Source organism: Streptomyces noursei (genome assembly GCF_016917755.1).
Classification (GTDB): Bacteria; Actinomycetota; Actinomycetes; order Streptomycetales; family Streptomycetaceae; genus Streptomyces; species Streptomyces yunnanensis.
This window is the reverse complement of the sequence record NZ_CP070326.1, coordinates 7,564,248-7,590,908: the sequence shown is the minus strand read 5'-3', so window position 1 is coordinate 7,590,908 and position 26,661 is coordinate 7,564,248. Positions and strand designations below refer to the sequence as shown.

17 protein-coding genes and 1 pseudogene are annotated in these 26,661 nt (G+C 70.0%); 7 read left to right on the top strand and 11 right to left on the bottom strand.

The window, feature by feature from the left end; genetic code table 11:
• Window positions 1-65: 65 nt before the first annotated feature.
• From JNO44_RS33075 to JNO44_RS33050, 6 genes are all read right to left on the bottom strand, one after another.
• Entirely contained in the window at window positions 66-1,367 is a 1,302-nt protein-coding gene (locus tag JNO44_RS33075) for a cytochrome P450 (protein WP_240167761.1), read from the bottom strand.
• Window positions 1,368-1,847: 480 nt separating this feature from the next.
• Complete coding sequence (locus tag JNO44_RS33070) at window positions 1,848-2,414, bottom strand: DUF6529 family protein (RefSeq protein ID WP_205367533.1); 567 nt, start codon at window positions 2,412-2,414, stop codon at window positions 1,848-1,850.
• A 4-nt stretch (window positions 2,415-2,418) separates the two neighbouring features.
• On the bottom strand, window positions 2,419-2,922 hold the full coding sequence (locus tag JNO44_RS33065) for a hypothetical protein (RefSeq protein ID WP_205367532.1): 504 nt from the start codon (window positions 2,920-2,922) through the stop codon (window positions 2,419-2,421).
• Window positions 2,923-2,924: 2 nt separating this feature from the next.
• The gene (locus JNO44_RS33060; RefSeq protein WP_205367531.1) at window positions 2,925-3,404 is read right to left on the bottom strand and encodes a copper-binding protein; all 480 of its coding nucleotides are present in this window, start codon (window positions 3,402-3,404) and stop codon (window positions 2,925-2,927) included.
• A 241-nt stretch (window positions 3,405-3,645) separates the two neighbouring features.
• Complete coding sequence (locus JNO44_RS33055) at window positions 3,646-4,572, bottom strand: DUF4232 domain-containing protein (protein ID WP_205367530.1); 927 nt, start codon at window positions 4,570-4,572, stop codon at window positions 3,646-3,648.
• Window positions 4,573-5,325: 753 nt separating this feature from the next.
• The gene (locus tag JNO44_RS33050) at window positions 5,326-6,138 is read right to left on the bottom strand and encodes a maleylpyruvate isomerase family mycothiol-dependent enzyme (RefSeq protein ID WP_205367529.1); all 813 of its coding nucleotides are present in this window, start codon (window positions 6,136-6,138) and stop codon (window positions 5,326-5,328) included.
• Window positions 6,139-6,610: 472 nt separating this feature from the next.
• On the opposite strand from JNO44_RS33050, the gene JNO44_RS33045 reads away from it, so the two are divergent.
• Window positions 6,611-7,627, top strand: a complete 1,017-nt coding sequence (locus JNO44_RS33045; RefSeq protein WP_205367528.1) for a glycoside hydrolase family 16 protein — start codon at window positions 6,611-6,613, stop codon at window positions 7,625-7,627.
• A gap of 118 nt (window positions 7,628-7,745) precedes the next feature.
• On the opposite strand, the gene JNO44_RS33040 is transcribed toward JNO44_RS33045, so the two are convergent.
• Window positions 7,746-7,952, bottom strand: a complete 207-nt coding sequence (locus JNO44_RS33040; RefSeq protein ID WP_205367527.1) for a hypothetical protein — start codon at window positions 7,950-7,952, stop codon at window positions 7,746-7,748.
• Window positions 7,953-8,782: 830 nt separating this feature from the next.
• Here JNO44_RS33040 and JNO44_RS33035 point away from each other — a divergent pair.
• Both JNO44_RS33035 and JNO44_RS33030 read left to right on the top strand, forming a co-directional pair.
• Window positions 8,783-16,282 (top strand): SDR family NAD(P)-dependent oxidoreductase, encoded by a 7,500-nt coding sequence (locus JNO44_RS33035; RefSeq protein ID WP_338058590.1) that lies wholly within the window; start codon window positions 8,783-8,785, stop codon window positions 16,280-16,282.
• 185 nt (window positions 16,283-16,467) lie between these two features.
• Window positions 16,468-17,835, top strand: coding sequence for a cytochrome P450 (locus JNO44_RS33030; protein ID WP_205367523.1), 1,368 nt, complete (start codon window positions 16,468-16,470; stop codon window positions 17,833-17,835).
• Between the two features lie 67 nt (window positions 17,836-17,902).
• Here the strand turns inward: JNO44_RS33030 and JNO44_RS33025 are convergent, their stop codons facing one another.
• Entirely contained in the window at window positions 17,903-18,949 is a 1,047-nt protein-coding gene (locus tag JNO44_RS33025; RefSeq protein ID WP_205367522.1) for a hypothetical protein, read from the bottom strand.
• Window positions 18,950-19,168: 219 nt separating this feature from the next.
• Here JNO44_RS33025 and JNO44_RS33020 point away from each other — a divergent pair, with 219 nt between their 5' ends.
• Both JNO44_RS33020 and JNO44_RS33015 read left to right on the top strand, forming a co-directional pair.
• Complete coding sequence (locus JNO44_RS33020; RefSeq protein ID WP_205367521.1) at window positions 19,169-20,764, top strand: helix-turn-helix transcriptional regulator; 1,596 nt, start codon at window positions 19,169-19,171, stop codon at window positions 20,762-20,764.
• Window positions 20,764-21,351 (top strand): transcriptional regulator, encoded by a 588-nt coding sequence (locus tag JNO44_RS33015; protein WP_205367520.1) that lies wholly within the window; start codon window positions 20,764-20,766, stop codon window positions 21,349-21,351. The genes JNO44_RS33020 and JNO44_RS33015 overlap by 1 nt, the downstream gene beginning before the upstream one ends.
• Before the next feature lie 104 nt (window positions 21,352-21,455).
• On the opposite strand, the pseudogene JNO44_RS33010 reads toward JNO44_RS33015, so the two are convergent.
• The 3 genes and pseudogenes from JNO44_RS33010 to JNO44_RS33000 form a co-directional block, all read right to left on the bottom strand.
• Window positions 21,456-22,076: pseudogene (locus tag JNO44_RS33010) on the bottom strand (alcohol dehydrogenase catalytic domain-containing protein); the annotation flags it as partial.
• Window positions 22,077-22,129: 53 nt separating this feature from the next.
• Window positions 22,130-23,281: an FAD-dependent oxidoreductase gene (locus JNO44_RS33005; protein WP_205367519.1), complete on the bottom strand. Its 1,152-nt coding sequence runs from the start codon at window positions 23,279-23,281 to the stop codon at window positions 22,130-22,132.
• A 98-nt stretch (window positions 23,282-23,379) separates the two neighbouring features.
• Window positions 23,380-24,273, bottom strand: coding sequence for an NADP-dependent oxidoreductase (locus tag JNO44_RS33000; RefSeq protein WP_205367518.1), 894 nt, complete (start codon window positions 24,271-24,273; stop codon window positions 23,380-23,382).
• 70 nt (window positions 24,274-24,343) lie between these two features.
• Here JNO44_RS33000 and JNO44_RS32995 point away from each other — a divergent pair, with 70 nt between their 5' ends.
• Both JNO44_RS32995 and JNO44_RS32990 read left to right on the top strand, forming a co-directional pair.
• Window positions 24,344-24,913 (top strand): TetR/AcrR family transcriptional regulator, encoded by a 570-nt coding sequence (locus JNO44_RS32995; protein ID WP_205367517.1) that lies wholly within the window; start codon window positions 24,344-24,346, stop codon window positions 24,911-24,913.
• 220 nt (window positions 24,914-25,133) lie between these two features.
• Window positions 25,134-26,375 carry an FAD-dependent monooxygenase gene (locus JNO44_RS32990; protein WP_240167759.1) on the top strand — a complete coding sequence of 414 codons (1,242 nt, stop codon included), beginning with the start codon at window positions 25,134-25,136 and terminating at the stop codon, window positions 26,373-26,375.
• Window positions 26,376-26,661: the final 286 nt, after the last annotated feature.

Sequence of the window (26,661 nt, the reverse complement as noted above, 5' to 3'; positions counted from 1 at the left end):
CGACGTTCGTTGTTGCGGTGGGGGAGTGGCCTGCGAGGCGGCCGCCACCGAAAGGAGGACTGCCCTCAGCCGCGCAAGGTGGCACGCAGGTGCAGGCCGGCGGTTGCGAGACCTTCGAAGGTGGTGACCCGGTACCCGGGTTCCGCGCCGGGTGGCTCGCTCAAGTGGTAGCGGCGGGCCGTCTGCGCGGTCATGAGCGTGAGCATGGCCATGGCCAGGGCGGCTCCCTCGCAGCCGTGCGGTCCGGTACCGAAGCCGAGGAAGACCCCGGGTTTCGCCGGCGAGCCCGAATCGTCGAGCCAGCGTTCGGGCCGGAACCGGTCCGGCTCGGGGTGTTCCCGGGCGTCGCGGTGGGCGGTGTAGGGGCAGACGAGCACGGTGGACCCGGCGTCGATGGTGTAGTCGGCGAGCTGAGTCTGTCGCGGAGCACGCCGGGTGAGCAGCCAGCTCGGGGGGTGCAGTCGGAGCACTTCGCGCACCAGCGCCTGGGTGTATTGCAGGTTGTCGAGGTGGGTGCTGGTCGTCGTGGCCGGGTCGGCGGGCAGCAGGTCGGCTTCGGCCGCGACGCGGTCCGCGGCCTGGGCGTATCGGGCCAGGTGGAGCAGGACCCATCCGGCTGCCCGGGAGGGCGTCTCGAACGTCGCGACGGTGATTCCGGGGAGGGTGTCGAGGACGGCTTCTTCCGACAGGGCGCCGTAGCGGGCGGAGGGCCGGAGCATCTGTCCCAGCACGTCGTCCCCGAACCGGCCCGATGAACGGCGTCGGCGGACGATGGGCCGCAGAGCGTTGGTGAAGGCGACTTGCCGCCGTGTGCGGAACCGTCGTGCCGGTGTGGGGACCCAGCGCGGCCACACCCAGCGCGAGGGGCGTACGAGCACCTCCCGGGCCACGAAGAGCTGCCAGGCGAAGGGCAGCAGGACGGGAGCGTCTTCGGAGAAGAGGTAGCGCACGCCGATCTCTGCCAGGACGGGCCGGACCAGGGGCAGAATCTCGACGTCCCGGTCCGTGGGCCACTGGTCGGCAAAACGAGCGGTCCCGGGCGCGATCTCACCGATCCGGGCCGCAACCGCCTGCGGACGCAGTCCGCGCATCCGAGCGGCACGAGCGTGCGCACGCTCCTCGGGCGTCGGCGCTCCGCCGGGCCGCTTCAACGGCGGGAAAAGGGGCGAGGACGGCTTGGGAAAGTCCTGCGCGCGGTGCAGGACCGCTTCACACACCCCCGCCGTAGCGGCTACGTAGACACCCGGCTCCAGCTGCCAGACGTCCCCGCACTCATCGGCGCCACGGCGCGCCAGTCCCAGCCGGTCGCGGCTCCAGGCCGCGAAGCTGCCTCCGGGCAACCGCGGCGGCTCGTTCACTGGGCCCATGGGACCGCCCCTGACTTCTCGCACCAGTCAGGCCGATAGCGTCGGCAGCGCGGCCAGGAGCCGGCGGGAGCCCGTGGCGTCCGCCGACCCGTGTGGTCACACCCTGTCGTCGCCGGTGTGCGTGCCCCAGTCGTGGGCCCCGTATGCACCGTAGTTGCGGGTGAAGGACAACTTGGCGAGCAGCTTGGCGATCATGAGGCGCTCCTCTCGCTTGCCTTCAGCGCCATGTGCCGCACGTGCAACTTTTTCACACATAGCACATATGCCCTATTTTAGGGCATCGGTCGCACGCGTGGATACAAGGCACGTGCTGGCGGGCCGGGCCCGCAGCCGGCTCAAGACCGGCGGCACCAAAGCCCCGCAGGAACGGAACGGCTTTCGCATGAACCGGTCACCTCGCACCCCGGCAAGGCGGCGGGTTGGCGAGCCGTGACCACTGCCGATAGTGGCCGACGACGGCACCGATTCGACGTCGTCCGCCTACAGGCCGGGCACCCGGAAGCCGTTCAGGTACCACAACGCCGCCGAGTACCAAGCCAAGGCGATCACCGTGACGAGCGTGCCACCGGCGAGCGGAAGCGCCCAGCCCGGCCAGCGGCGGTGGCGCACCACGACGACCTTGGCGACGAATGCCCCGTAGAGAAAACAGCCGGCGAGCGAGTGCAGCGCCTGGCGGGGCCCGGTCAGGCTGACGCCGTAGGCGAGGATGCATTGCCGGGCGATCGGGATGGAGAACAGGAAAGCGAACACACCGATCACGCGGTGCACGGTGCCCACGGGGTGCGGCGCGGCGCGCAGGCCGGGCAGCCGGCCGTACATCCACAGCGCGAGGACCAACTGGATCAGAGCCAGTCCCAACAGGGCGCTGCCCAGCTGGGACTTGAGCAGGATGACGGCGGGGCCGTGCGTCCCGAAGAAGCTGCGCCGGTGCTGCGGGGTGTGTACCAGGCCGAACCAGAGCAGGGCAGCGGTCACCGCCAGGGGCAGCAGCAGCCACAGCAGCCCCAGGAGCTGCCGGGGTTCGGCGCGGAGGGTGAGGCGTGGCACGTGATCAGCCGCCCCCGCCGTCGGCCTTGTCGCTCTGAGGAGCGCCGGCCCGAGTCGACGCAGAGCGCGGCGGGCCGGTGATCAGAAAGCCGCCGAGCGCGGTCATGGCACCGACGGCCTCGGCGATCGCGCTGGCGGTCTTATCCGGCCACCAGACCGGCTCGTACATGTTCGGCAGCGGACCGAGCGGGCCCACGTTCACGTACCGATAGAGCAGCACGGTGCCCAGGGCGGAGACGGACACCAGGAAGGCGAACGCCCACACCGGCCGTCGGCGACCGAGGAGCAGGATCAGCAGCGCGGCCAGGGACGCCACGGCGGCTTCGAGGCGGAACAGCGTTCCCTGGCTGATCTGCTGCCCGACCGGGTCAAAGGCGGCGGCGAGGCCGGCGTGCACGTAGGCGTTCACGGCCAGTGCGGCCGCGGTCACCGCTTGGAGCAGCACGCGCGCGACCGTGCGCCGGCTGATGGTGGTGCGGTGCGTGCGGCCGCCGGGTCCGGGAGCCATCGCTACTGCCCGGTCGCGGTCGCGGCGGGGCTGCCGGGGGCCGGTGACGCCGGTCTGTTCCCGCCGACCTGGAGGTGGGTGTCCATGCCGAGTTCCCGGTGTTTGCCGATGGGACACCACAGTTCGTAGCTGCCGGCCTTGAGGGTGACGGTGAGCCGCGCCTGGCCGCCGGGCGGGACGGTCGAGGTGTGCGCGTCGGACACGCCGGGCCCCGCGACGGTCAGTGCGTGTGCGACGGCGCCGGCGTTGTCCGCGACGAACGTGACGGTCCCCGCGGCCGCCTGGGCCGGCGAGAGGGCCAGCGAATACTCCTTCATCGTGACGGTGATCGTCCTGGCCGGCTTCGCGCTCGCGCTCGGACTCCCGGTCGGGGTCGGGGCCGAACCGTTGGAGCACGCGGTGGCGGCGGTCAGCACGAGGAGCGCCAGGAACTTCACTCCGTCGCGGGCGGGGCGCGGAGATCCGAAGCAGTGCACGGCCATGTTCGGCGGGCCTCCCTTCCGCGACGAGACTGGCCCACGTTCCTGGCCGCGCCAACGCCGACACTCTCCGCGGGCAGGCCATCACCCGATCGGGCCGCCGCGGCCACCATCAGCAGTGAAACGGCCGCAGCCCCAACCGCGGCCGGTGACCGACTGCCTTACGCAGGCGAAAGGTCCTACGCAGGTATGCCGGCCGGTCGACGTCCACCGCCAGGTGCACGAGGCCCTTTGTGGATGCGCCCTAGTGCTCCGCCTTCGCCCATGGTTTGACTCCGAGCTTTCCGGTGGTTCCCAGGTCGAGGTCCGGGGTTACCGTGACCGGTGCGGCGCCGGTCTTCGCCCGGACCCGCACCGAGGGCACGTTCAGCGGCGTACCGGACCCGGTGGTGTTGCGCCAAACCAGGCCGGCGGTCGCCGACTCGCCGGGTTTGAGCGTGACGGGCCGGGGCTGCTCGTCGGGCCCGGCGCTGGTGGTGATCTCGCCGCTGCCGTGGAGGATCTTGATGCCGTGGACGGGCTGGAGGTCGCCGTCCAGGAGTTCCAGCAGCGGGTAGCCCTCAAGGGCGTAGTCGCGTGTGCCGCAGTTGTCCAGGTGCAGGCTCACGACGCGCAGTCCCATGGCTGCGTCGCCCCGGTCGACATTGACGCGGACTCCGGAGGCGGGGCATGTGCCCGGCTCGGCCGGCGCCTCACTCGCGGGGACCTTGGTCACTTTGAGGACCTTGGCCCGTGTCACCCGCGGCGCCGCGGACGGCAGTTCTCCGGCCCGGACTGTGCCTCGCACGGTCTTCCCGGGGCCGACGTCGCGCACGATCACGGTCTGATTGGTCACCGCCCCGCCATCACCACCCATGAAGGTGAACATGACCGAGTAGGCCAGCGTCTCGGTGCCTCCATTGGTCACTTCGTAGGAGGCAGAGGCCCCTGAGCCCGTGGCGAGGTTGTCGGCGGAGACGGAAGTGCTGCGGGTGGGCGGGGCGGAGGCCGCCGGGAGGGTCAGTGAGGTGATCCGCACGCCGTCCTTGCCCGGATCGTCGACCTGCGTGGGGGATGGCGGCACGGCTGCGCGGGCGCCGGTGTTCCCGGCACCCGCACGCTCCGTCCCACAGGCCGTCAGGAGCAGGCCGGTCGCGGCGAGAGCCGAAATGAGGGAAACAGGTCGTCGCATTCGATCACTCCACCAAGGCATGGACTGCGCGGGCGTGATGGAGGCCATAATTCCGGTCACAGGAGTGTCACAAAGCCGGGCTGCTGCGGCCATATGGGGTGAATGCGGCGACGCCGATGGCGCCGTCGCCGCCCAGAACCGAGCGCTCGGTGAGTTCTGTGAGGACCTGCTCCGGGGTGTCCGACCGGCCTGTTCCGCGATGTCCGCAGGCGTCGGCGCGTAGCCACGGAAGCCAGATGAGCCCCCGCAGGCCGACGTCGGCTGAGCTGGCGCCAAGTGCCGCGCCAGCTCAGCAAAACGCCCCGCCTTCGCGTTCACGAAGACGGGGAGTTGTGCACCGGAGAAGGTGTACGCATGGCCATCCTGGACGCATACGGTGCGTTCGGCATCTTGACGAGCATGGCCTGTAGGCCGTTTGGTCGAGCGCCTGGATGGAGCGGGGCCGGCGAACCCATGCTTTTCCTTCGATCTCCCTGCTCACGCAGCGGGTGGGCTGCGCCGAGCCGGCCTCACGGGAGAACGCGCCCAGGTGGTACTTGACCGTCACCGGTGCCACATCGTCGCGGGCGAAGGCGGTGCCGTCGTAGAGCGCGGCGCGGGTGGCACCGCCAGGAATCCGCCGCTGTGCACGAAGACCTTGACCGGGTTGCCGTGGGCGCCGGGTGGGGCCCATACGTCGAGCGCCAGGTAGTCGGAGCCGGGAACCCGACCCGGACCGAAGCACGGTGTCACCGGCCCGCGCTCCGGCGCCGGTCAGAAGGCTGTATGGGCGAACCAGCGGTCGAGTGCGGTGGGCTCTCCCGAGACCTCGAATGCGGCCTCCTGGTAGGACCTGCGTCCGTACAGCAGCAGCAGGAGGTCCGCTGCCTTCCCTCGTACAGCCGCTTGCGGATCGGTCGGCGGGACACGGGTTCCTGCCTGCGGCAGCAGGCGGAAGCCATCCGGATCCAGTCGCACCTGCCACTCCTTTCCGGCTTCACCGGCGGGATCGGTGCACCGGAAGGCAATGGTCTCGCCGTTGCCGCGCAGTTTCGCCACAGCCGGGGCGAAGATGCCCGCGTAGGGCAGATTGACCAGGAATTCGTCCACCCCGTCCGCCGCCAGCGCGGGGTCGATCTCCGATTCCCGACCCAGGGCGTGTTCCGCGTCCACCCGGTGCACCAGCGTTTCGAACAGCATCCGGCGGGCCCAGAACCGCGCGTGCTGGTCCTCACCCCAGGCCCACATCGCCGCCTGGGGGTCGATGGCCCGCAGCACGCCAACCACTTCGGGTACGCCCGTGGCCAGCCAGTCGGCATACTCCTCCACGCGGTGCGGCAGCCCCAGCTCCACGTCACGGCTGGACGGAGGTTCCTGCACCATCCGGGTCAGCAGTGCGCAGAACCAGCGTTGCACCGCTCCCACGTGCCGGGTGAGCTCGGCCAGTGTCCAGTCCGGGCAGGAAGGCACGGCGGTCGCGGGATCCGCACCCCTGACCACCTGGGCGAAATGCAGCGTTTCCCGCTCGATCGCCTGCTGGTAGATGCCGTACGGCAGAGGGTGCCCCGCCCGGCCTGTCGTCTCCATCGCCTGCCACCTTTTCTGTCTTCTCTGTCCGCAGCACGGTCTCGTCGTCAACAGTGTGAAGGTTGGAGCGCGCTCGAAGGCAAATCCGACAGCACAGGGCGCGTGCTCATCGCCCAGGGGGCCGACGCGTGATGGAAAGCCACGCCTGCCTGGTGGCTGCCTGTGCGGCCGAGCGTGAGCTGATCGTGTTGTGAACCAACAGGGGACCGGCCGGCTGTCGGCACGAACGGCGGCAGCCGCACCACTGCCGTCGGTGAGCAGTCCACAGCCCGCAGCTTGGTGCCGACGTCGAAATCACTGGGGCCGAGTGGCGCACGGCGACAGCGACACATACAAGTCCGTTTCTTTCGTTGCCACTTGACGGCACGTCGCCGAATGGGCAGGGTGCGCCGGACCGGGGTGGGAGCGCTCTCATTCCGGGTACGACTGCACCGAACTCCTCACCCCCCACCACATCGAGGAGCAATACGACATGGGCCTGAAGAAGAAGACGGTGTTCTGCGCCGCGAGTGCCGTGATCGTCACCGCGTACGCCCTCGCCCTCCCCACAGTCTCCGGAAGGGCGGTGGCTGCTCCTGCGAGGCAGGCCGCTGCCTTCGAGCAAGTCTGGCGTGCGGATTTCGACGGTGCCGCCGGATCGTCTCCCTCCGCCGACGACTGGATCGTCGACACCGGTACCGGGTACCCGGGAGGCCCGCCCAACTGGGGCACGGGTGAGCGTCAGACGTACACCGACCGTCCGGAGAACCTCCAGCTCGACGGCGCGGGCCATCTCAAGATCACCGCGCAACGGGACGGCGCCACCTGGACCTCGGGTCGGATCGAGACCCGGCGTACCGACTTCGCGGCCCCCGCCGGGGGCAGGCTCCGGATCGAGGCGAGCATCCGGGTGCCTGAGGTCTCCGGTGGCTCCGCGCTCGGGTACTGGCCGGCCTTCTGGACGCTCGGCGCCGACTACCGAGGCAACTACCAGAACTGGCCGGGCATCGGTGAGTTCGACATCATGGAGAACGTCAACGGCCTCAACAAGGTCTGGGGAACGCTGCACTGCGGCGTCAACCCGGGTGGGCCGTGCAACGAGACCCAGGGCAAGAGCAGTTCCCGTGACTGCCCGGGCAGCGCCTGCCAGGCCGGTTTCCACACCTACGCACTGGAGCTCGACCGCACCGACCCGGCCAACGAAGCACTGCATTGGTACGTCGACGGGCAGCAGTTCCACACGGTCAACGCCTCCGAGATGGACGCCGACACCTGGGCGAAAGCCACCCACCACGGCCACTTCCTGCTGCTGAACCTCGCCATGGGCGGGGCGTTCCCGGACGGCGTGGCAGGATCACCCACCCCCACCGACGCCACCAGTGCCGGCGGGTCGATGCTCGTCGACCACGTCGCCGTCTCCGTGCAGCAGCCTGCCGCCGGCAGCGGACCGGTTGTCCCCGTCGCCAGGCACGCGCCTGTCGAAGCGTTCCGGGTGTTCCGCGGTCGGTGAAATTCTCCTTGCGCGTCAGCAGCGCACCGATGCCCGGCGCCGGGCAGGTGCGACGGCGACCTGCCCGGCCAGCTTCCCACAGCGGGGCTGGTGCTTGTTCCCGTCGGCGGGACGCACCCTAGGAGAGAACGTTCACGTTCGGGTTGTCGAGGTTGTTCCGAGCCACCAGGCACGCGACGTTCTGCAAAGGATCAATGGTGCCCATCAAGGAACCTGGCTCGCTGGGCGCACCCGACGTGGTGCAGTCGCGGGACAGCGGCAGCTCACCCCCGCCACAGTGGTTGAGCGGAGTATCCGCCGGAGCAGCCGCCACCAGTCCGTCCACGGTCCCGCTCCCGTGACGGGTGTCTGCGTTGGCACGTGAGGCTGCGTGATGGTTGGCACAGCCGTTGTCGAACGATGGCGACAGGATGACGCCGACGCCGCCGGCGAAAGCGGGAGCGCCAGTTGCGAGGGATGCGGCGAGTGCTGCTGTGGTGAGCCCAACGGCTGCGGAAGTCCTACGAGTGGTCACACCCGGTCAACGAGGCGCAGGCCGTTCCGGAACCGCTGCGTCGCCCGTATGGGCGCAGCCCGAGTACGAGGACCGGCGGATTCCAGTCGCCGGTGCCGTGGCAGCAACGGCTGATGCGGCCCGCACTCCGGCGGATGAGCGCCGATCCGTCGGACGCGTCGTCGCCGTCGCGTGCCTCGTCGTGGTGCAGGCGGGTGTTGGGGTCGGTGATCCCACTCCAGGGCCCAGGGTCGCAGGGGCGTGATCTGGTCGTCGGTGAGGCCGTAGGCGGGGAGGCCCGGTCCGCTCTTCATCATTTGTCACGGCTGCCTCAATGAGGTCTTATCCCCACAAGGGTGAAATTGTTTTCACTCCGACTGCCCGATGCCCTCGTTCGATCAAGTAACGGTGCAGTTCAGCAAGTTGAGCTGGCTTACGAGTCGGGCGCCGGGGGCGCGGTGCGGATTTCCTGCCCTCGTGCCGCGTCTGGGTTTCTTGGAACATGGCGGTGTCGGCGTTAGTGGGTAGCGGCGACAACCGGCCGCGCATGTCTCCGTATCCGTCTCCAAAGGCGCAACCTTCACACGGAACCGGAAGGGGCGGCTGACCTGACCCCTCGGAGCAGCTGGCATTCCCGGATCCGCCCCGGCACAACGTGAGGAATGCACATGAGCTTCAGCCACGTCCCTGGACCGAATCATCCGATCGCCATCGTAGGGGCCGCATGTCGACTGCCCGGCGGCATCGTCGATCTGGAGGGATTGTGGCGGGTTCTGAAAGAGGGACGGGACCTGATCGGTGAAGCGCCCGCCGAACGGTTCGACCCCACCCGGTTCATCGATACGAGCGTGCCGCGCACCGGGAAGAGCTATACCGTCGCAGGTGGATTCCTCTGCGATATCGCGTCTTTCGATGCCGAATACTTCGGTATCACGCCGAAAGAGGCGGCGCAGATGGACCCCCAGCACCGGCTGCTGCTGGAGCTCGCCGCGGAGGCGCTGGACGATGCGGCGATCTCCCCGCGAGTGCTGGCGGGTTCGGACGCCGCGGTCTACGTCGGAATCTGCGACGCCTCCTATGGTGCGCTGCAATTGATGAGGCCGCGCTCGGCCAACGCCTACACCATGGCAGGAGCCTCCTCGTCGCTGGCCGCGAACCGTCTCTCGCACTGCCTGGACCTACGCGGCCCCAGTCTGGCGATCGACACGGCCTGCTCGTCCTCGCTGGTGGCATTGGACCACGCGTGTCGCACACTGTGGAACGGCACCAGCGGACTGGTACTGGCCGCGGGTGCGAATGTACTGCTCAGCCCGTATCACTATGTGGGTTTCTCGCAGGCGTCCATGCTCTCCAAACGGGGCAGATGTGCGGCCTTCTCGGCCGAGGCGGACGGTTTCGTCAGGGCCGAGGGCGGCGGCCTCGTCGTCCTGAAGAGGCTTGAGGACGCACAAGCCGACGGCGATCGGGTACACGGTGTCATTCTCGGCAGCGGCACCAACAGCGACGGCCGCACCGCCGGTATTTCGCTGCCCAACCCCGATGCGCAGGAAGCGCTGTTGCGCACGGTGTACGAGCAAGCACGCGTCAATCCGGATGAGTTGGTGTACCTGGAGGCACATGGAACCGGCACCCCGGTCGGCGATCCGGCCGAGTGCCGCGCCGTAGGCCGCGCGCTGGGCCGCCGTCGGCACGTGGGGGCGTTGCCGATCGGATCGGTGAAGTCGAACGTGGGCCACCTGGAACCCGCCTCCGGAATCGCCGGGCTGCTCAAGGCACTTCTGGTGCTGCGCCACGGCACCGCCCCGGCTACGCTGCACAGCCAACCGGCGAACCCGGACATCGACTTCGCCGGCCTGAACCTGGTTCCGGTGGTCGAGGCCCTGCCCCTGCCGGATGTGGCCCGGCCGGTTGTGGGAGTCAACTCCTTCGGTTTCGGCGGTTCCAACGCCCATGTCATCGTCGGCGCCGCCAAGGACGTACCGCGCACCGCGGGCGCGGCGGCAGCTGCCATGGACGCGGCCTGCCCGGTGCTGGTATCGGCTCGGACCCCGCAGGCCCTGCGCCAGACAGCGGTCCGTATGACCGAACGACTGGCGCGGACCGAGGCCGAACAGTTCCACGACCTCGCCTACACCACGACCATGCGACGCGGTGCGCACAGGCACCGGGCCGTGGTGATCGCGACTGGGCCGAAGGAGGCGGCCGACCGGCTGGCGGCGACCTTCCCGGGCGAGGGAGAGCCGCTGGAAGCGGCCGAGGAGGTGCCTGGGGCGAGTGGCGGCGCGGTCGGGGAGGCAACGGAGCGCGGGCGGGTCGCGTTCGTCTTCTCCGGCAACGGGGCCCAGTGGGCGGGTATGGGAGCCGACCTGTTGGGAGGCGGAGGCCCCTTCGCCACTGCCCTGGCCGCGGTGGACGAAGCGCTGAGGCCGCATCTGGGCTGGTCGGTGGCCGACAAGTTGGCCACGGTGACAGAGTCCGAGCTGCGGGCGACCGAGGTGGCCCAGCCGCTGCTGTTCGCCGTGCAACTCGGTGTGACGGCCGTGCTGCGTGACCGCGGCATCACACCGTCCGCCGTGATCGGCCACAGCGTGGGCGAGGTCGCCGCCGCCCACGTGGCCGGGTCGCTGAGCCTTCAGCAGGCGGCGCGGGTCATCGCGGAGCGCTCCCGGGCGCAGGCCGCTACCGCTGGCTGTGGTCGGATGGCGGCCCTGGCCCTGTCCCAGGAAGAGGCGGTCGCCGCCCTCGCCGGCTACCCGGGACTGGCGGTGGCGGCGGTGAACACGGACCACGACGTGACCGTCTCGGGCCCCGAGAGCCAACTGCTCTGCCTGGCCGCCGATATGACCGCTCGGGGTGCCTTGTGCACCGTGCTGGAGTTGGACTACGCCTTCCACAGTGCCACCATGGACGCCCTACGGGAACCGCTGCTGCGGTCGTTGGAGGACCTGGCGCCCTCGGCGACCCGTCTACCGCTGTTCTCCACGGTGACGGCACAGCGGATCGACGGCAGAGAGCTGGACGCCGCCTACTGGTGGCGGAACGTGCGGGAGCCGGTGCAGTTCGGCCCCGCGATCGAGGCCGCGATGGATCACGGGGCGGACGTCTTCCTGGAGATCGGGCCGCACCCCGTCCTGCAGACCTATCTGCGCCGCACCACCGGTCGCGCGCGTACCGGCGCCCGGGCCGTCGTGCCCACGCTGCGACGTGCGACGGGGGGCGACCAGGCACTGCGTACGGCGGTCGAGGGGGCGATGGCCGCCGGCGCTGACATCGACTGGACGCCGTACTTCCCGCGCCAGGGCCGGGTGGTGGACCTCCCTTCCTACCCCTGGCAGCGCGAGCGCCACTGGAGTGGCTCGCCGCGCGGCTGGGTGTGCAGCAGCGGCAACGGCCAGGTGGAGCATCCCTTGTTGGGGGAGCGGATGCCCGGCCCGCATCCGGTGTGGCACGGTGCCGTCGAACCGGTGCTGGTGCCGTGGCTGCCCGATCACAGGTTGGCAGGGTCCGTCGTCGTGCCCGCAACGGCCTATGTGGAGATGATCCTGGCCGCGGGCGAGCGGGCGCTGCGGAGCGCGGTGGCGATCGACCACCTGGACATCAGCAGCCCGCTGATGATCCCCTGGGCGGAAGCCTCCAGCGTCCACACCCAGCTCGCGCTCAACCCGGACGACGCGGTGGTGACCATCACCAGCACCGACGAGAACGCAGCTGAACCGCGGCAACATGTGCGCGCACGAGTCCGTCAACGCATCGGCCGCGCCCCCGGCCCCTTGGACCTGGCCGGCCTCCGGGCCCGGTGCCCGCGCCACATCGCGGCCGCCGACCAGTACAGGGCACTGGCGGAGCGGGGGCTGGCCTACGGGCCGGCGTTCCAGGTCCTGACCGATCTGCAGGTGGGGGCGGGCGAGGTGCTGGCCGCCTACCGACACACGGAACCGCAGGACCAGTTCACGGCACACCCCGCACTGCTCGACGGCGCTCTGCAGGCCGGTGCACCGCTGCTGGACGGGCTCATGGCCGACGGTGGCGCCTACCTCCCCTCGGCCTTCAACGCCGTGCACGTCTGGCGTACCCCCACCGCCGAGGGGCTGGTGCACGTACGCGAGCGGTCCAGTACCCCGACCGAAGCGTGCTGGGACATCACCGTCACCGACGAGGACGGCGCTGTCGCCGTCGAGATGACGGGCTGCCGTCTCCGCCGCCTCGTCAACCCCACACAGGCACCCGTGACCCGGCATCACACCGTGCTCCGCGCCGCCCCGCATCCCGATGTCCCGGCCGAGGCGAGCCCCCTGCCCGCCTCCCGGCTGATCGCCGCCGCCTGCGGGGAACGGATCGCCGAACTACGCCGGGCCTGGCGGCCATGGAGGGACGCCGGGGGAGTCGAGTTCGCCCAGGCATACTTCGCGGCGTGCATCGCGGCAGCCCTGGAGCGCCTCCTGCCCGGCCCTTCCCGCCCCTTCACCCCGGCCGCGCTGACCGAGGCGGGGATGCTGGCGAAGCACATCCCCCTGTTGGAGACGGAACTGCCGGTCCTGGAACGGCACGGCTTCGTCACCCGCGTGGCCCCCGACCACTGGCTGCTCGCGCCCGCCGAACGCCGGCCTTCGGAGCTGCACCGCACGACGTTGTGGGATTTCCCTGCCTCCGTCAACGAGGCGGCACTGGTGGAACGCCATCGCGTGCGGATCCTTGCGTTGCTTCGCGGGGAATGCGACCCACTGGAGCTCCTGACCGGTGAGGGAGCGGGACACGCCCTGGAGCTGTTCTTCGACACCGCGCCCTTCAGCCGCTTCCACAACCGCATCGCACAGGCGCTGGTCGGCGAAGTGGTGCGGCGCTGGCCGGCCGACCGACCACTGCGCGTCCTCGAAGTCGGTGCCGGCACCGGCGGACTGGCCAGCGCCTTGCTGCCCGCCCTGCCGGCCGACCGGACCATGTACGTATACACCGACGTGTCCGCCTTCTTCCTGCCACGCGCCCAACAGCGCTTCGCACGGTACGACTTCGTGCAATACCGCACCTTCGATCTCGACGGGGATCTGGCAGATCAGGGCCTGGCCGACGGCGGCTTTGATCTCGTAGTGGCCTCCAACGCCCTGCACACCTGCAGGGATCTCACCGCGACCCTGCAACGGATCGCCCGCCTCCTGACCCCCGGCGGTCGCCTGCTGAACTTCGAGAACCACAGCGCCGAGTGGCTGGCCCCCTGGTTCGGGACCCTGGACGGTCTCTGGCACCATCACACCGACCGTGAGCTGCGCCCGCGCTCGGCCCTGCTGTCCGCGGGAGACTGGCTGCCGCTGCTGGAGCGGTGCGGCTTCACCGATATCGCCCAGCTCGGGGACGACTGCGCATCGGACCTCGCCGCCTCCGTCGTACTGGCCACCGCCCGCCCGAGGCCGCGCGTACTGCGCCCCGCGCTTCCCGTCGGTCCCAGGACCGCGGAATACGTCATCGTCCCGGAAACGCCGGCCGAGGCACCGCTCGCCGACTCCATGGCGGAACTGCTCGCCGCGTCGGGACGGCATGCGGTACACCGCGCCCAGGCAGACGAGGACGTACCGCAGTGGCGAGGCGGCAGCGACGAGCCGGCCGAGGAACGCCACCTGGTGCTGGTCCTGGCCGACACCACACCCTCCGACGTCGACGGGCTCACGGCGCGTGCGGCACAACGCGCCACCCTGCTGGGCAAGTTGGCGCGGTCCGAAGGAGAGCACGGGCCCCACGGCCGCGTCTCGCTGTGGCTCGTGACCCGTCCCAGCGGCGCCCTCCCCGCGCCCGAGCGTGCCCAGGCACCCGCCGACGCGGCCGCCTGGGGCATCGCCCGCACGCTGGACAACGAGTACCCGGACCTGACCGTCCGACGCGTCAGCCTCGACCGGTCCGGCATCGTGGCCGACGACGCCCACCGGTTGGCGCGCGAGCTCCTCTCCCCCTCGCAGGAGAACGAGATCCTGCTCACCCGCGGGGGACGTTTCGTCCCCCGCGAGACGCCGCTCCCCACCACGCCCGCCGGTGCTGCGGCCTCCTACACACTGGACGTGCACAATCCCGGTCTCTCCTACGCCGTCGGCTGGAAGTCGTCCGAGCCCCGGGAACCGGGCGAGGGGGAGGTCACGGTCGCCGTGCGGGCCGCCGCACTGAACTACCGGGACGTCATGTCCGTGACCGGATTGCTGCCGTCGGAACTCAGCGAAGGAACCCTGTACACAGCGCCCGGCATCGAATACGCCGGCATCGTCACCGCGGTGGGGCCCGGGGTCCGCACGCCGGCCGTCGGCGACCGTGTCTTCGGCCTCGCGAGCGCAGCCCTCGCCTCGCACGTGACCGCCCCGGTCGAGGGGCTGTGGCCCCTCCCCGACGGCATGGGCTTCGAGGCCGCGGCGACCCTTCCGGTGGCCTTCTCCACCGTGCACTACAGCCTGGAGCACCTGGCCAGGCTCCGGGCGGACGAGACCGTACTGATCCACGGCGGCGCCGGCGGTGTCGGGCTTGCCGTACTCCAATTCGCCTCCCTGCGCGGTGCCCACGTCATCGCCACCGCAGGCAGCGAGACCAAACGCGATCTGCTGCGCTCGCTCGGCGCCAGGCACGTGCTGGACTCCCGCACCCTCGACTTCGCCGAAGAGATCAAACGCCTCACCGGTGGGCACGGCGTCGATGTCGTGATCAACTCCCTCGCCGGTGAGGCCATCGGCCGCAGCCTCGAACTGTTGCGTCCGGGAGGTCGGTTCATCGAACTGGGCAAGCGCGACATCCACGAGAACAAACCCCTCTCCCTCGCACCGTTCCACCACAACCTCGCCTTCTTCGGCGTCGACCTGCTCGCCCTGATGCACCGTCCCGACGAGGCGCTCGCCGTGATCGACGAGGTCGGCGCACGCGTGCACAGCGGTGCCTACCGGCCACTGCCGCACACCGTGTTCCCGGCGGCCCGAGTGCGCGAGGCGTTCGAGCTGATGCAGCACTCCCGGCACATCGGCAAGGTCGTGGTCGCCTTCGACCCCCTGGACGAACCCCTCACCGTCGAAGCGGATGCCGGCCGCCCCGCCCTGGACCCGCAGGGCACCTATCTCATCACCGGCGGGCTCAGCGGTTTCGGGGCCGCCACCGCACACTGGCTCGCCGACCACGGAGCCCGCCATCTCGCCCTGGTCGGCCGACGCGGCGCAGCCACCCCCGAGGCCCCCGCCCTGCTCGACGCGCTGGCCCGCCGCGGAATCCAGGTCACCGCGCATGCGACCGACTGCACCGACACGGCGAGCATGTCCGCCCTGCTGGAGAGCATCGACGCCGAAGGACGTCCGCTGCGCGGCGTGGTGCACTGCGCCATGCACCTCGACGACGCGCCCCTGAGCGAACTGTCCGAAGAACGCTTCGCCGCCGTACTGGCCCCCAAGGCAGGCGGCGCGCTGGTGCTGGACCGGCTCACCCGGGACCGGCGGCTGGACCTGTTCCTCCTGATCTCCTCGGTCACCGCGTGCTTCGGCAACCTGCACCAGGCCCCCTACGTCGCGGGCAACCTCTTCGTCGAAGCCCTGGTACGCCAGCGGCACGCGGCCGGGCTCCCGGCCCAGGCCATCGCGTGGGGAGCGCTCGGCGAAACCGGATACGTCACCCGCAACGACCTGACCGCCCAGCTCTCCGCCATCGGCCTGGAACCCCTCCGCCTCCGTGACGCGTTCGCCGCAGTCGACGATCTGCTCACCCGCGACACCCCGGTGGCCGGTGTGGGCCGCTACAACTGGGGCAGGTTCCGAGGTCTCCTGCCCACCCTCAACAGCCCGCGCCACACCCTGCTGCTGCCCGAGCACAGCGAGACGGGCGGCGCATCCCGCGAGGAGATGTTCGCAGCACTGGCAGTCCTTCCCCCGGAAGAGGCCCGCGTCGCACTGCAGGACGCCATCACCCAGCTACTGGCCAAAGTCGTGCAGATGGACCCGGCCGCCCTGGACCCACACCGCAGGCTGGACGAGTACGGCATCGACTCCCTCATGGCCGCCGAACTCCTGGCGTCGATGCGCCACCAATTCGACATCGACATCCCCCCGATGGAGCTTCTGCGCAGCGACCGGACCATCGACGGCCTCACCGCGCTGCTGCACCTGCGACTCGGGCTGCACAACGACCAGCCCCCGGCCACCGAGCCGCGATCGTAGTGAACCGCCCTCCTCATCCAACAGTCCGTGCCTCTCCCTTCCACGCCGCACGCCCACCACTGAACGCTCGGACAAGGCCGCCGGAAACACACCCCACCCGCACGTCGAACACGACCACCCGCATCACGATCTCGACCTCCACGCCGCGCTGCTCACGCCACTCGCAACCCTGATAAGGACAGCTCATGCAACAGCGGTCACCCGTACGAGCGTCAACTCTGGAGACGGTTCTGCTGGGCGTCACCGTCCTCATCCCCACCCTGGCCCAGGGGGCGATCCTGCGCCGCCCCCGTATGGTCCGCCTGGCCGCCAGGTTCGACACCAATCGGATGGCCAATCGCACCCTCACACGTCTACGCCGACGGCACGGCGCGGGCCCGCTCTCGGTCGTCGTCCCGGGGCGGCGGGCGCTCGTACTGCTCTCCCCACAGGACGCCCGGCTCCTGTTCGCCGCCACACCTGCGCCCCTCACCTCCGCCAACCGGGAAAAGACCGGCTGCCTGCGCCACTTCGAGCCCGACGGCGTCATCATCGCCCCCGGCGAAGTCCGCGCCGAGCGCCGCGCCTTCAACGAGACGGTCCTCGACTGGGGCGCTCCGGCCCACCGGCTCTTCCCTGCCCTCACCCCCCGCATCCGCGAAGAAGCCCAGTCTCTGCTGGACCTCCACCACAGCTCGGGCCGGCCCCTGGACTGGGACGCGTTCTCCGCCGCCTTCTGGCGCATCATCCGCCGCGTCGTCCTCGGCGACGCCGCCCGCGACGACCACCACCTCACCGGACTCCTGGCCACCCTGCGCACCGACGGCAACTGGCTCAACTTCCGCAAACCGAAGAACGCCACCCGCACTGCATTCCTCGCCCGCGTACGCTCCTATGTGGACAGCGCCGAACCCGACAGCCTCGCCGCCCTGGTCGCGGCCACCCCGTGCGCCGAAGCGGCCAACGCCGTGGGGCAGATCCCGCACTGGCTCTTCGCCTACGACGCCGCATCCATCGCCACGTACAGCGCCCTCGCCCTCCTGGCCAGCCACCGCGACCACGCCGACCGGGTACGCATCGAACTCTCCGGCACGGACGCCGACCAGCCGGCCACCGCCGACACACTGCCGTTCCTCCGGGCATGCGTCCTGGAGTCGCTGCGCCTCTGGCCCACCTCCGTGGCCATCCTGCGCGACACCACAGCGGAGATCACCTGGCACAACGGCACCACCACCCCGGTCGACACCGGCGTCGTCTTCTACAGCTCCTTCTTCCACCGCGACGCCCAACACCTCCCACACGCCGACCGGTTCGAGCCCGACGCCTGGCTGGACGGCCGCAACGAGGACAACTGGGCCCTGGCTCCCTTCAGCCGCGGTCCGGCGAAGTGCCCCGGGCAGGATCTCGTCCTGTTCACCGCCGCAACCCTCCTCGCCGCCCTCCTGCGCGACCACACAGCCCACCTGCTGTTCTCACGCCCCCCACTCGCCCCGTCGGAGCGGCTCCCGCACACCATCGACCACACCACACTCCGCTTCGCTCTCGTCCCGACCCACAGGCAGGGGCGCGGATGAGCGTGCAGACAGGGCGGTGACGCACGCCAGGCACATCAGCAGCACCTGACGTGAAGGTGCGTGACGATCAGGCCGCCGTCGTCCCGTCCATGTCGCCATGGCGGTTCCCGTCGAAGGAACCCGTGGCACCCGCGGCATCCTCGGCATCTGGATCGGCGATGAGTTGGGCGTGTCGTGAACGCAAGTTCTTCAACGAGTCCTGGGCGATCCGGGCGAGGGCGACTGGGCAGAGAAGGTTCTCCAGCGGCGGGTCCTCGTCCTGCCGGCGGGTGCGTTCGTAGCGGGCGCGTCCGCCGGGGGAGGAGAGCTGGATGCCGAGTTCGGCGAGGTCCGGCGCCCAACGGGGTGGCTCGGCGTGCTGGGTGTGCCCACACGTCGCGTCCGCGTAGTGGGGCAGCGTCTTCTCCAGGGCGTTGATGAGTTCCTCGACGACGGATGGTGCTTCGCACATGTCGGACGCGGCGTAGGCCGCTATGGCGTGGACGGTCAAGAGGCATCCGGGCCGGTCTTGCGACGCAGCGGCGGCGAGGTCCAGCGCCGGGGCGGTGAGTTCCCATGCGAGGTCGGTTCCGGCCCGGGGGTAGCCATGGAGCACCGCGGACAGTGTCTGGATGCTCTCTTCCGTGCCGATCGGCAGGCGAGGGGGGACATCCCGGGTCGTTCCGGGCTCGATGATGTCCAAAGCGATGCGCGCGAAGCCGGCAATGTTCCGGGGGCACAGCCATGCCTCTCGGCAGTGGTCCTCGTCCCACGGCGCGGTCGGGTCCGACAGGCCGAGCAGTTGCTCGGCCAGGTCGAGGTCGAATTCCTCTTCGTGTTCCCGGTAGAGGTGTTCGTCATGGGCGCAGGGGCGGTCGTGGAGTGCGCTGTCGGCGGCCTGCAGCGCGGCGACGGCTTCGGGCTTGCCGGTGTCGTCGATCGCGTAGCCGAGGTAAGGAGCCATGAGCACCAGACCGAGCGTCCAGGCGTAGGCCGTCTGGCCGGCCGGGTCGGCGGCCAGGCGTGCGGCACAGTCAAGGACGCTCTGGTCGTACTCGTCGTTGGAGCGTGTGTCGTAGTCCTCGCGGATCGCTTCCCAAGTGTGGGCAAACTCATCCAAGTTGTTGATGCTCATGACGCAACCCTACGGGCATGTGTCCGGGCCACCGGCCCGTGCCGGCCGAGCGCCTGGTGCGGACCGGCTCGACCACGTCCGGGACGACGGCCATACCTGAAGGCCGTCGACTGCACTCTTTGCCGGGTACGGACCGGGATCCCTCCAGCTGTCAAACAGGTGGCTATTCACCGCCTATTCCTGCGCCAGAAACTGCCTAGCATCGTGTAGTTTGGGGGTATGAGCGAGGGTCGGCTGGATGGTGTTGAGGCGTTGTTGGAAGAGGCGCGGCTGATGGCGTGGATGCCGTCTCCTGCCGAGCGGCTGCGCCTTCGTGAGGCGGCGGGGTTGTCGCGGGCCCAGGTGGCGGCCGCGGTCGGGGTGGGCCGGCAGACGGTTGCCAACTGGGAGTCGGGCGAGACGGATCCGCAGCCGCCGGGGCGGGGGAGGTACCTGAAGCTGCTGAAGGGCCTCGCCGAAATCCACCCCGCCCCTGTGCCCGCGGCCCCTTCCCCTGCCGCCGGGAGTGGTACACCGTGCGCCTCCGACGAACCGACCACCCCACAGGTACTGCCTTCTGCTGCAGAGTTGCCGGCGACGGCCTTCCGCCCGGACGGACTGGTGGTCCAGGGCGCGCCGGAACCGTGTATCCGCTGTGGTGTGGTGACGCCGTTCAAGGCCACCGACGGCCGCTCTTTGCACCCCGGTGCGATGTGCCAACCTTCGCTGGCGGCGCCGTCGGCTGCCATCGCCCCTCCAGTCACGCAAGCTCCGGCACCGGCCGCACCTGCACATCCTTCCCCAGTTCCTGCGCGCGTGCCGTCGAGGCCGCAGCGTCGGGCCCAGTCCTCCGCTCGTGCCCAGGCGGAGACCGACACATTGATCACCGGCGCTGTGCACGAGGAACTGGAGCGTGCCGAGGGCGATGCGGATGCCGCGCTGCAGGCATTGGTCAAGCGCGCGATCCCGGACGTGATGCGGCTGTTCGAGGAGACCCGGGCGACCGCCCGCTACCAGTACACGGCGTATCCATCGTTGCCGGACATCCTGCACAAGCCCTCGAAGCGGGAGCCGGACCAGATCTGGGAGGCCCGCCCCAACTTCCACCACCCCCACTACTCCCTCAAGGCCCCCGGCGACATCCGCGTCACCGCCCTCGATGCGAACGCCGCCTACCTTTCTGCCTTGAAGTGCTGGCTGCCCATCGGAAAGTTGGAACACCACCTGGGCAGTGACGGCGTTGACGCGAAGCGCTCCGGCGTCCACCTGATCACCCCCGCACCGTGGAACCACCCGCACCTGCCCGACCCCCTCGGCGACCGCGAAGAACCCGGCGCGCTGTGGATCACCGATGCCACCTTGCGTCTGCTGCTGCGCCTGTCGGGCCCGAAGTACGGCCTGATCGACGCGCCGACGGTGCACGAGTCGTGGACGTCGGGTGCGACGGAGAACTTCCTCGACGCCCTGCGCAAGGTCCTGGCCGCAGCCCGCGAGACGGCCCTGGCGCAGGACGACTCGATCACCGAGGGGTATGTGAAGGCGATGTACTCGAAGTTCATCTCGACGATGGGGGAGTCGATCCACAACCGCGAGATCCAGCGGCCGGACTGGATGCACATCATCCACAGTCAGGCGTACGCCAACCTGTGGGGCAAGGCATACAAGGCCCACCAGGCCGGTCTGGAGGTCGTCGCCATGATGGGTACCGACGAACTCCACGTGACCGGTGACTGGCGGCAGGTCTTCGCCGAAGGCCGTGGTCTGGCTCAGATGAAGATCAAGCACAGCGACGCCAAAGCTTCCGGCGAATACACCGTCGGCCAGGTGGCCCGGTAATGGCCCTCGATTCCCGGTGGCGCAGGATCGGCCACTACGGCGCTCGGGCCCTGCCCGGCTGGGTCTGCACCGCCGAAGGCATCGACCGGATGGTCACCGGCATCGAATCCCCGGTCACCTCCGAGCGTGGCCTGTCCGCCCGCCTGCGCTACCTGACCGCCTCCGACGCCGGCTACGAGGCGATGGACCGCGCCGGTATTCACGTCCGCCCCCGCACCCTCATGGCCTGGTTGGCCGAGGAACGCACGCCGAGCAAGGCGAACCTCGCGCGCCTGGACGTGGCGTACTGGGACCTGCGGCGCCGCAACGTCGTCGCCGACCTCAAACGGCGCTTCACCAACCGTGGCCGCGGCACCCGCATCGAGATCGACCCCGCCGACCAGTCACAGGTCGACCCCCGTCACCGCCGGGACGTCGAGACCCGCTCGATCAACGTCCGCGGCCTGATCTGGGACCGGGCCGTCGACGCGTGGATCGCGCACGACGCCCGTGAACTCGAAGCGATCTGGGACGAGATCATCCAAGGCGGCCTCGGCACCGACTGGGACGCCTACACCTATGTCTCCTCCGTCGGCTGGGCCGCCTGACCACCGCTGTAGGGTCTCCTGCCGGCGTGTCGAACGGGAGCATCGCGGTACCCGGGGGCCCGGCGGTAGGCGAGGGGCGGCGAGTGCGATCAGGCCCACGGCTGTCAGGGCACGGTGATGACAATCTTGCCGCGCGCGTGGCCGGTGGCGCTGACGTCGTGAGCTGTGGCGGCCTCCTTCAGCGGGAACACGGCGTGCAGTGGGACGGCCAGACGGCCGTGGTCGGCGAGGTCGGCCGCCAGTGGCAGTCCTGCCCAGCCCGGCGCCTCTCCCGCTTCGTAGCGGGAGTACCGCACTCCGTGTCGGTCGGCGTCGAAGTCTGCGATGGTCGCCACGCGGTGTGGGTCGCCGGCGATGGCCACCAGTTCGGCAAGAGAGCCCTTACCGGCCGCGTCCAGAACCACATCGACGCCGTGCGGAGCCAATGGGACAAGGCGATCGGCCAGCCCCGCCCCGTAGGTGACCGGTACGACGCCGAGCTGGTCGAGGAAGTCGTGGTTGCCTTCGCGGGCCGCGGCGCCTGCCAGATCCACGAAGGGGACGAGGCCGAAGACCGCATCCCCCACGGCGGTGCCTGTCACCCCCGCTCCCACCTCGTCGACGATTCCCGCGGCATCCATGCCGGGTATATGGGGGAAGCCCACCGTGGCGATGTCCCGCAGCATCCCTGAACGCAGGTACCAGTCAGCTGGGGTGACGCCGGTGGCACGCACCGCGATGCGGACCAGACAACCTCCGTATAGATGGCAAGTCGTTCACCAGGAGAGCTTGCAGTCGCTCACCTCTGCGGCACTGTCAGATTCCCGGTTGTTCTCGGTTGTTCTCGGTCGCTGAAGAAGTTGATCATTTCCTGGGGGGTGGGGTCGTTGGCGACTGCGGCGGCGGCCGCGGCGCCGCGGGGGAACAGCGCTCGCTCGTACGCGATGAGGGCGGTTTCGATGTCGTCGGGGTGTGCGGCCAGGGCCTTGCCGAGTTCGGCGCCGTCCTGCATGGCCAGGTTGGCGCCTTCGCCGTTGGGGGTTGAGAGGTGGGCGGCGTCGCCGAGCAGGGTCACCCCTGGTACCCGGTCCCAGCGGTGCCCGACCGGCAGGGCATGGAGGAGGCGCAGGACCGGCGCGGTCCCGCCGGCGGTGATCAGGGCGGTGAGTTCCGGTGCCCAGCCGTCGTATTCCTGCGCGATGCGCGCGGCGGCCGCGGCGGCATCGGTGAAATCGATGGTGGCGAACCAGTCCTGCGGCTTGGTCAGTGTGATGTAGGCATGGAGGGTCCCGCACCTCTCCCGGTGCGCCACGAGCCACTTCCCGTTCCCGTCCGGGTCGAGCGCGACGAGCGTCCCGTCGCCGACCGCTTGCGCGGTGGCCGGGTGTCGGGTGTCGGCGTGGTGCAGGTAGGTCTCGACGAAGGACCGGCCGACGTATTCGGGTGTGGCGTCGGAGAGCAGCGGTCGCACTCGTGACCACGCGCCGTCCGCGCCGACCAGCAGGCTCGTGACGACGGCGGTGCCGCATGCGAAGGTCACCTCGTGGCGGCCCTTGGCGAGGGCGCGGACGCCGGTGGCCTTGTGGCCCCATTGGACGGTGTCGGCGGGGAGTGCGTCCAGCAGGATCTGTCGCAGTTCGCCGCGCTGTACCTCGGGGCTGGTGCCCGTGCCGTCGTCGGCCTTGTCGAACAGGACGGTCCCGTCTCGGTCGAGGAGCCGTATCGCTTGGCGTCCCTCCAGGATGAGGTTGCGGAACTCGTCCATCAGGTCCGTTGCCTTGAGGGCGAGTTGGCCGCTGTCGTGGTGGATGTCGAGCATCCCGCCCTGCGAACGCGCCGTCGGGGAGGGGGCCGCCTCGTAGACCGTGGCCGGGATGCGGTGGAGGTGCAGGACGCGGGCCAGGACGAGGCCGCCGAGTCCGGCGCCGATGATGGTGACAGGAGTGTGCATGGGGCTCCTTGGGTGTCGCACACCTGCCAGGCGGGCCCAGGCAGGATCCGCTGGAAGGAAGGCAGCCTGGCCGGCCGTGCAACCAGGCGGGAAACCGCTCAGACGACTACGACCCGGCGCCCGCGCGTGTGACCGGCCTGGCTGTCGATGTGTGCCGCCGCGGCCTCGCTGAGCGGGTACGTCTTCTCGACCGGGATGTGGAGCTGTCCTCGCGAGATGAGGTCGGTGGCCTCGGCGAGCGCTTCCGGCACGTTTCCGGTCACGCCGGAGTACCGGGCGCCGAGCTCAGGTGCGCCGAGATCGGCGATGGAGATCACTCTTTGCGGGTCCCCGGTCAGTTCGAGGAGTTCGCGGATCACGCCCGAGCCGGCCAGGTCGAGGGCTGCGTCGACATGGCCGAGCTGGCGCACCCGCTCGACCCACCCCTCGCCGTACGTCGTGGGGAGGGCGCCCAGGCTGCGCAGGTAGTCCTGGTTCGCGGCGCCGGCGGCGCCGATCACCGTGATGCCTCGGTCGCGGGCGATCTGCAGCACCGCCGAGCCGACTCCGCCGGACGCGCCGCTGACCAGCAGCGTCTGCCCGGGCTGCACGCCGACTTGGCGGATGATGCGCAGCGCGGTCTCCACCACGGAGGGGTACCCGGCCGCCTCTTCGAACGTCAGGCCCACAGGTATGCGGGCCCAGGCCGACAGCACGGCGAACTCGGCATAGGTGCCCGAGCCTCGCCCGAGGACGTGGTCGCCGACCTCGACCCCGTCGACGCCCTCGCCGACCTCGTCCACGATCCCGGCGGCGTCCTGCCCGACTCCGGCAGGCAACGCGATCGGGCGGACCTTTTGGAACTGGCCTTCACGGATCCTCCAGTCGACGGGGTTCACACCCGCCGCCCGCACAGCGACGCGTATCTGGCCGGGGCCCGCATGGGGCTCCGCGGCGTCCATGAGTTGCAGAACGTCCGGACCGCCGAACTCGGCGAAGCTCACCCTCTTCATGCGGTGACCGTAACACTAACGGTTATTGTTTAGGAGCTGTTATTTCTTTAGATTTGGTAGTGTCAGTGGCATGACCGTGCCGACCGGACGCCGTGAACGCAAGAAGGCCGCGACCCGCCAGAAGATCGCCGACACCGCCCTGCGGCTCTTCCTGGAACGCGGATACGACGCGGTGGGCATCCGCGATGTGGCCGCCGAGGCCGACGTGGCCGTCACCACGCTCTTCTCCCACTTCGCCTCCAAAGAGGCCCTGGTCTTCGAGCAGGACGACAACTTCGAACAACGCCTCACCCAGGCGGTCACCAACCGGGCACCCCACGAACCGCTCGTCCCCGCACTGCGCCACGAGATCCAGGCCATGGTCCGGCACTGCACGGCGGAGGGCACCGCCCCGATCTACCGCATGATCGACGAGTCACGTGCCCTGCGGGAGTACGAGGAGTCGATGCGGCTGCGCCATGCGGAGTCGCTGGCCACGGCCCTCGTCGCCGATCCCGACCTGTCGCAGAGCGCAACGGCCTGCCGGACGATCGCGAGGTTCGTGATCGACGCCTTCTCGCTGGCCCGCGAGGCGGCCGATCCGCAGGCCGCCGTGGACGAGATCTTCCAGATGATCGAGGCGGCCTGGGAAGTCGCCTGACTGCCTGTCAGCAGTCCCAGGGCCGCAGTTGGTTGCGGCCGAGGGCGTGCGAAAAGCGTCGGCCACCGCGACGGCACACGAAGCCGGCGCCGCCGAGGCGGACGACGGTGAGTTAGGCGACGGCGAACCCTTCGAACTCGCTGCTGGCAGCGGAAGTGCCGCCGTGGACGCGTTGTCGGCTGGGGCTGCACGCCGACGAGGTGGTACAGGTCCGGCTCCGGTGTTCCTCTTGGACGATCGCTTGCCGACAGCGGATGGCCGCCGCCCGATTCGGACAAGGCCGAGCGCCCACGCGCCCTACGGTTTCGAAGAAATCGGCGCACTGGAGGCGTACATGGACAACTATCGCGGCGCGCGGACGGCCGTGATCGTGGGGGCGGGCGTGGCTGGTCTGACAGCGGCCACGGCATTGGCACGCGATGGGTGGCAGGTGGAGATCGCCGAGGTCGGACCGCTGGAGACGACTTCTGGAGGAGGGTTGTGCCTGACCGGTCCTTCGCTGCGCGCCCTGGACGAGCTGGGTCTTGCCGATGCATGTCTGGCCGAGGGCTACGGCATGAGCACGATCACGCACGTGGACGTGAACGGCGAGTTCGCGGGCGAGGTCCGGTTGCCGCGTCTGATCGGCGCGCGGCGGCCGGCGACGGTCGGTATCGCGCGCCCCGCACTGCATCGGATCCTGCACACGGAAGCCGAGCGGTGCGGTGTGGTGGTGCGCCACGGGGTGACCGTTGCCGCGGTGGATCAGGAGGGGGAGCTGGTCCGTGTGCGGTTGTCGGACGGGACGGTCCGGCAGGTCGCGCTGCTGGTGGGCGCGGACGGGATCCGTTCGTCGGCGCGGGGCCTGCTGGGACTTGAGACGTCGCTCGACTTTCACGGGCAGATGGTCTGGCGGGCTCTGGTGCCCCGCCCGCTGTGGGCCACCGGGATCCATCAGTTCGCCGGGAAGGCCGACACGGCCGGCCTCGTGCCCCTCTCGGCCAGGCAGGCGTACGTGTTCCTGACGGAGAACGGAGTGGAGCGGAGCGTCCTGCCCGATGCCGAACTCGCACCGCGTCTGCAGCAACTGCTGGAGGCATTCCCGGGCCGGGTGGAGGAGATCCGCTCCCTGGTACCCCTGTCGGAATCGGTGGTGCGCCGTCCTGTGCTGACGGCGCTCCTGGAGGGCGCCTGGAACCGGGGCAACGGCGTGGTGATCGGTGACGCCGCGCATGCGCCCGCACCGCAGATGGCCAGTGGTGCTGCCCTGGCCGTCGAGGACGGGCTCGTGCTGGCCCGGGAACTCGGGCGGCACGAGTCCGTCGGCGCGGGGCTCCAGTCGTTCGTCGGCCGGCGCGCGCAGCGGTGCCGAACGCTCGTGGAGACCTCGGTGGCGATCGCCGGCCTGGAGCAGGCGCAGCGCCACCATGAGGCGTATCGGCTGGTCGATTCCTGCCACCGGCTCATGGCCGAGCCCGCGTAACCGTCCGGCACGCAGGGCGTACCGGGGGCCTGCCGCTCGCGCGACGGACAAGGAGAGCCCCAGATACCCGTTGCAACATCCCCGACCCCAACCCCGACCCCGACCCCGACCCCGACCCCAACCCCAACCCCAACCCCAACCCCAACCCCAATCCCAAGCCGGACCTGATCCTGCTCGATTGCGGGGACCCCAAGCCGGCAGACGGCCCGTATGTTCCCCGGCGGCCACGTGGGCGAGGGGCCCGTGCTGCCCACTGTCCTGGACTGGCTGACCGAACGACCGAACC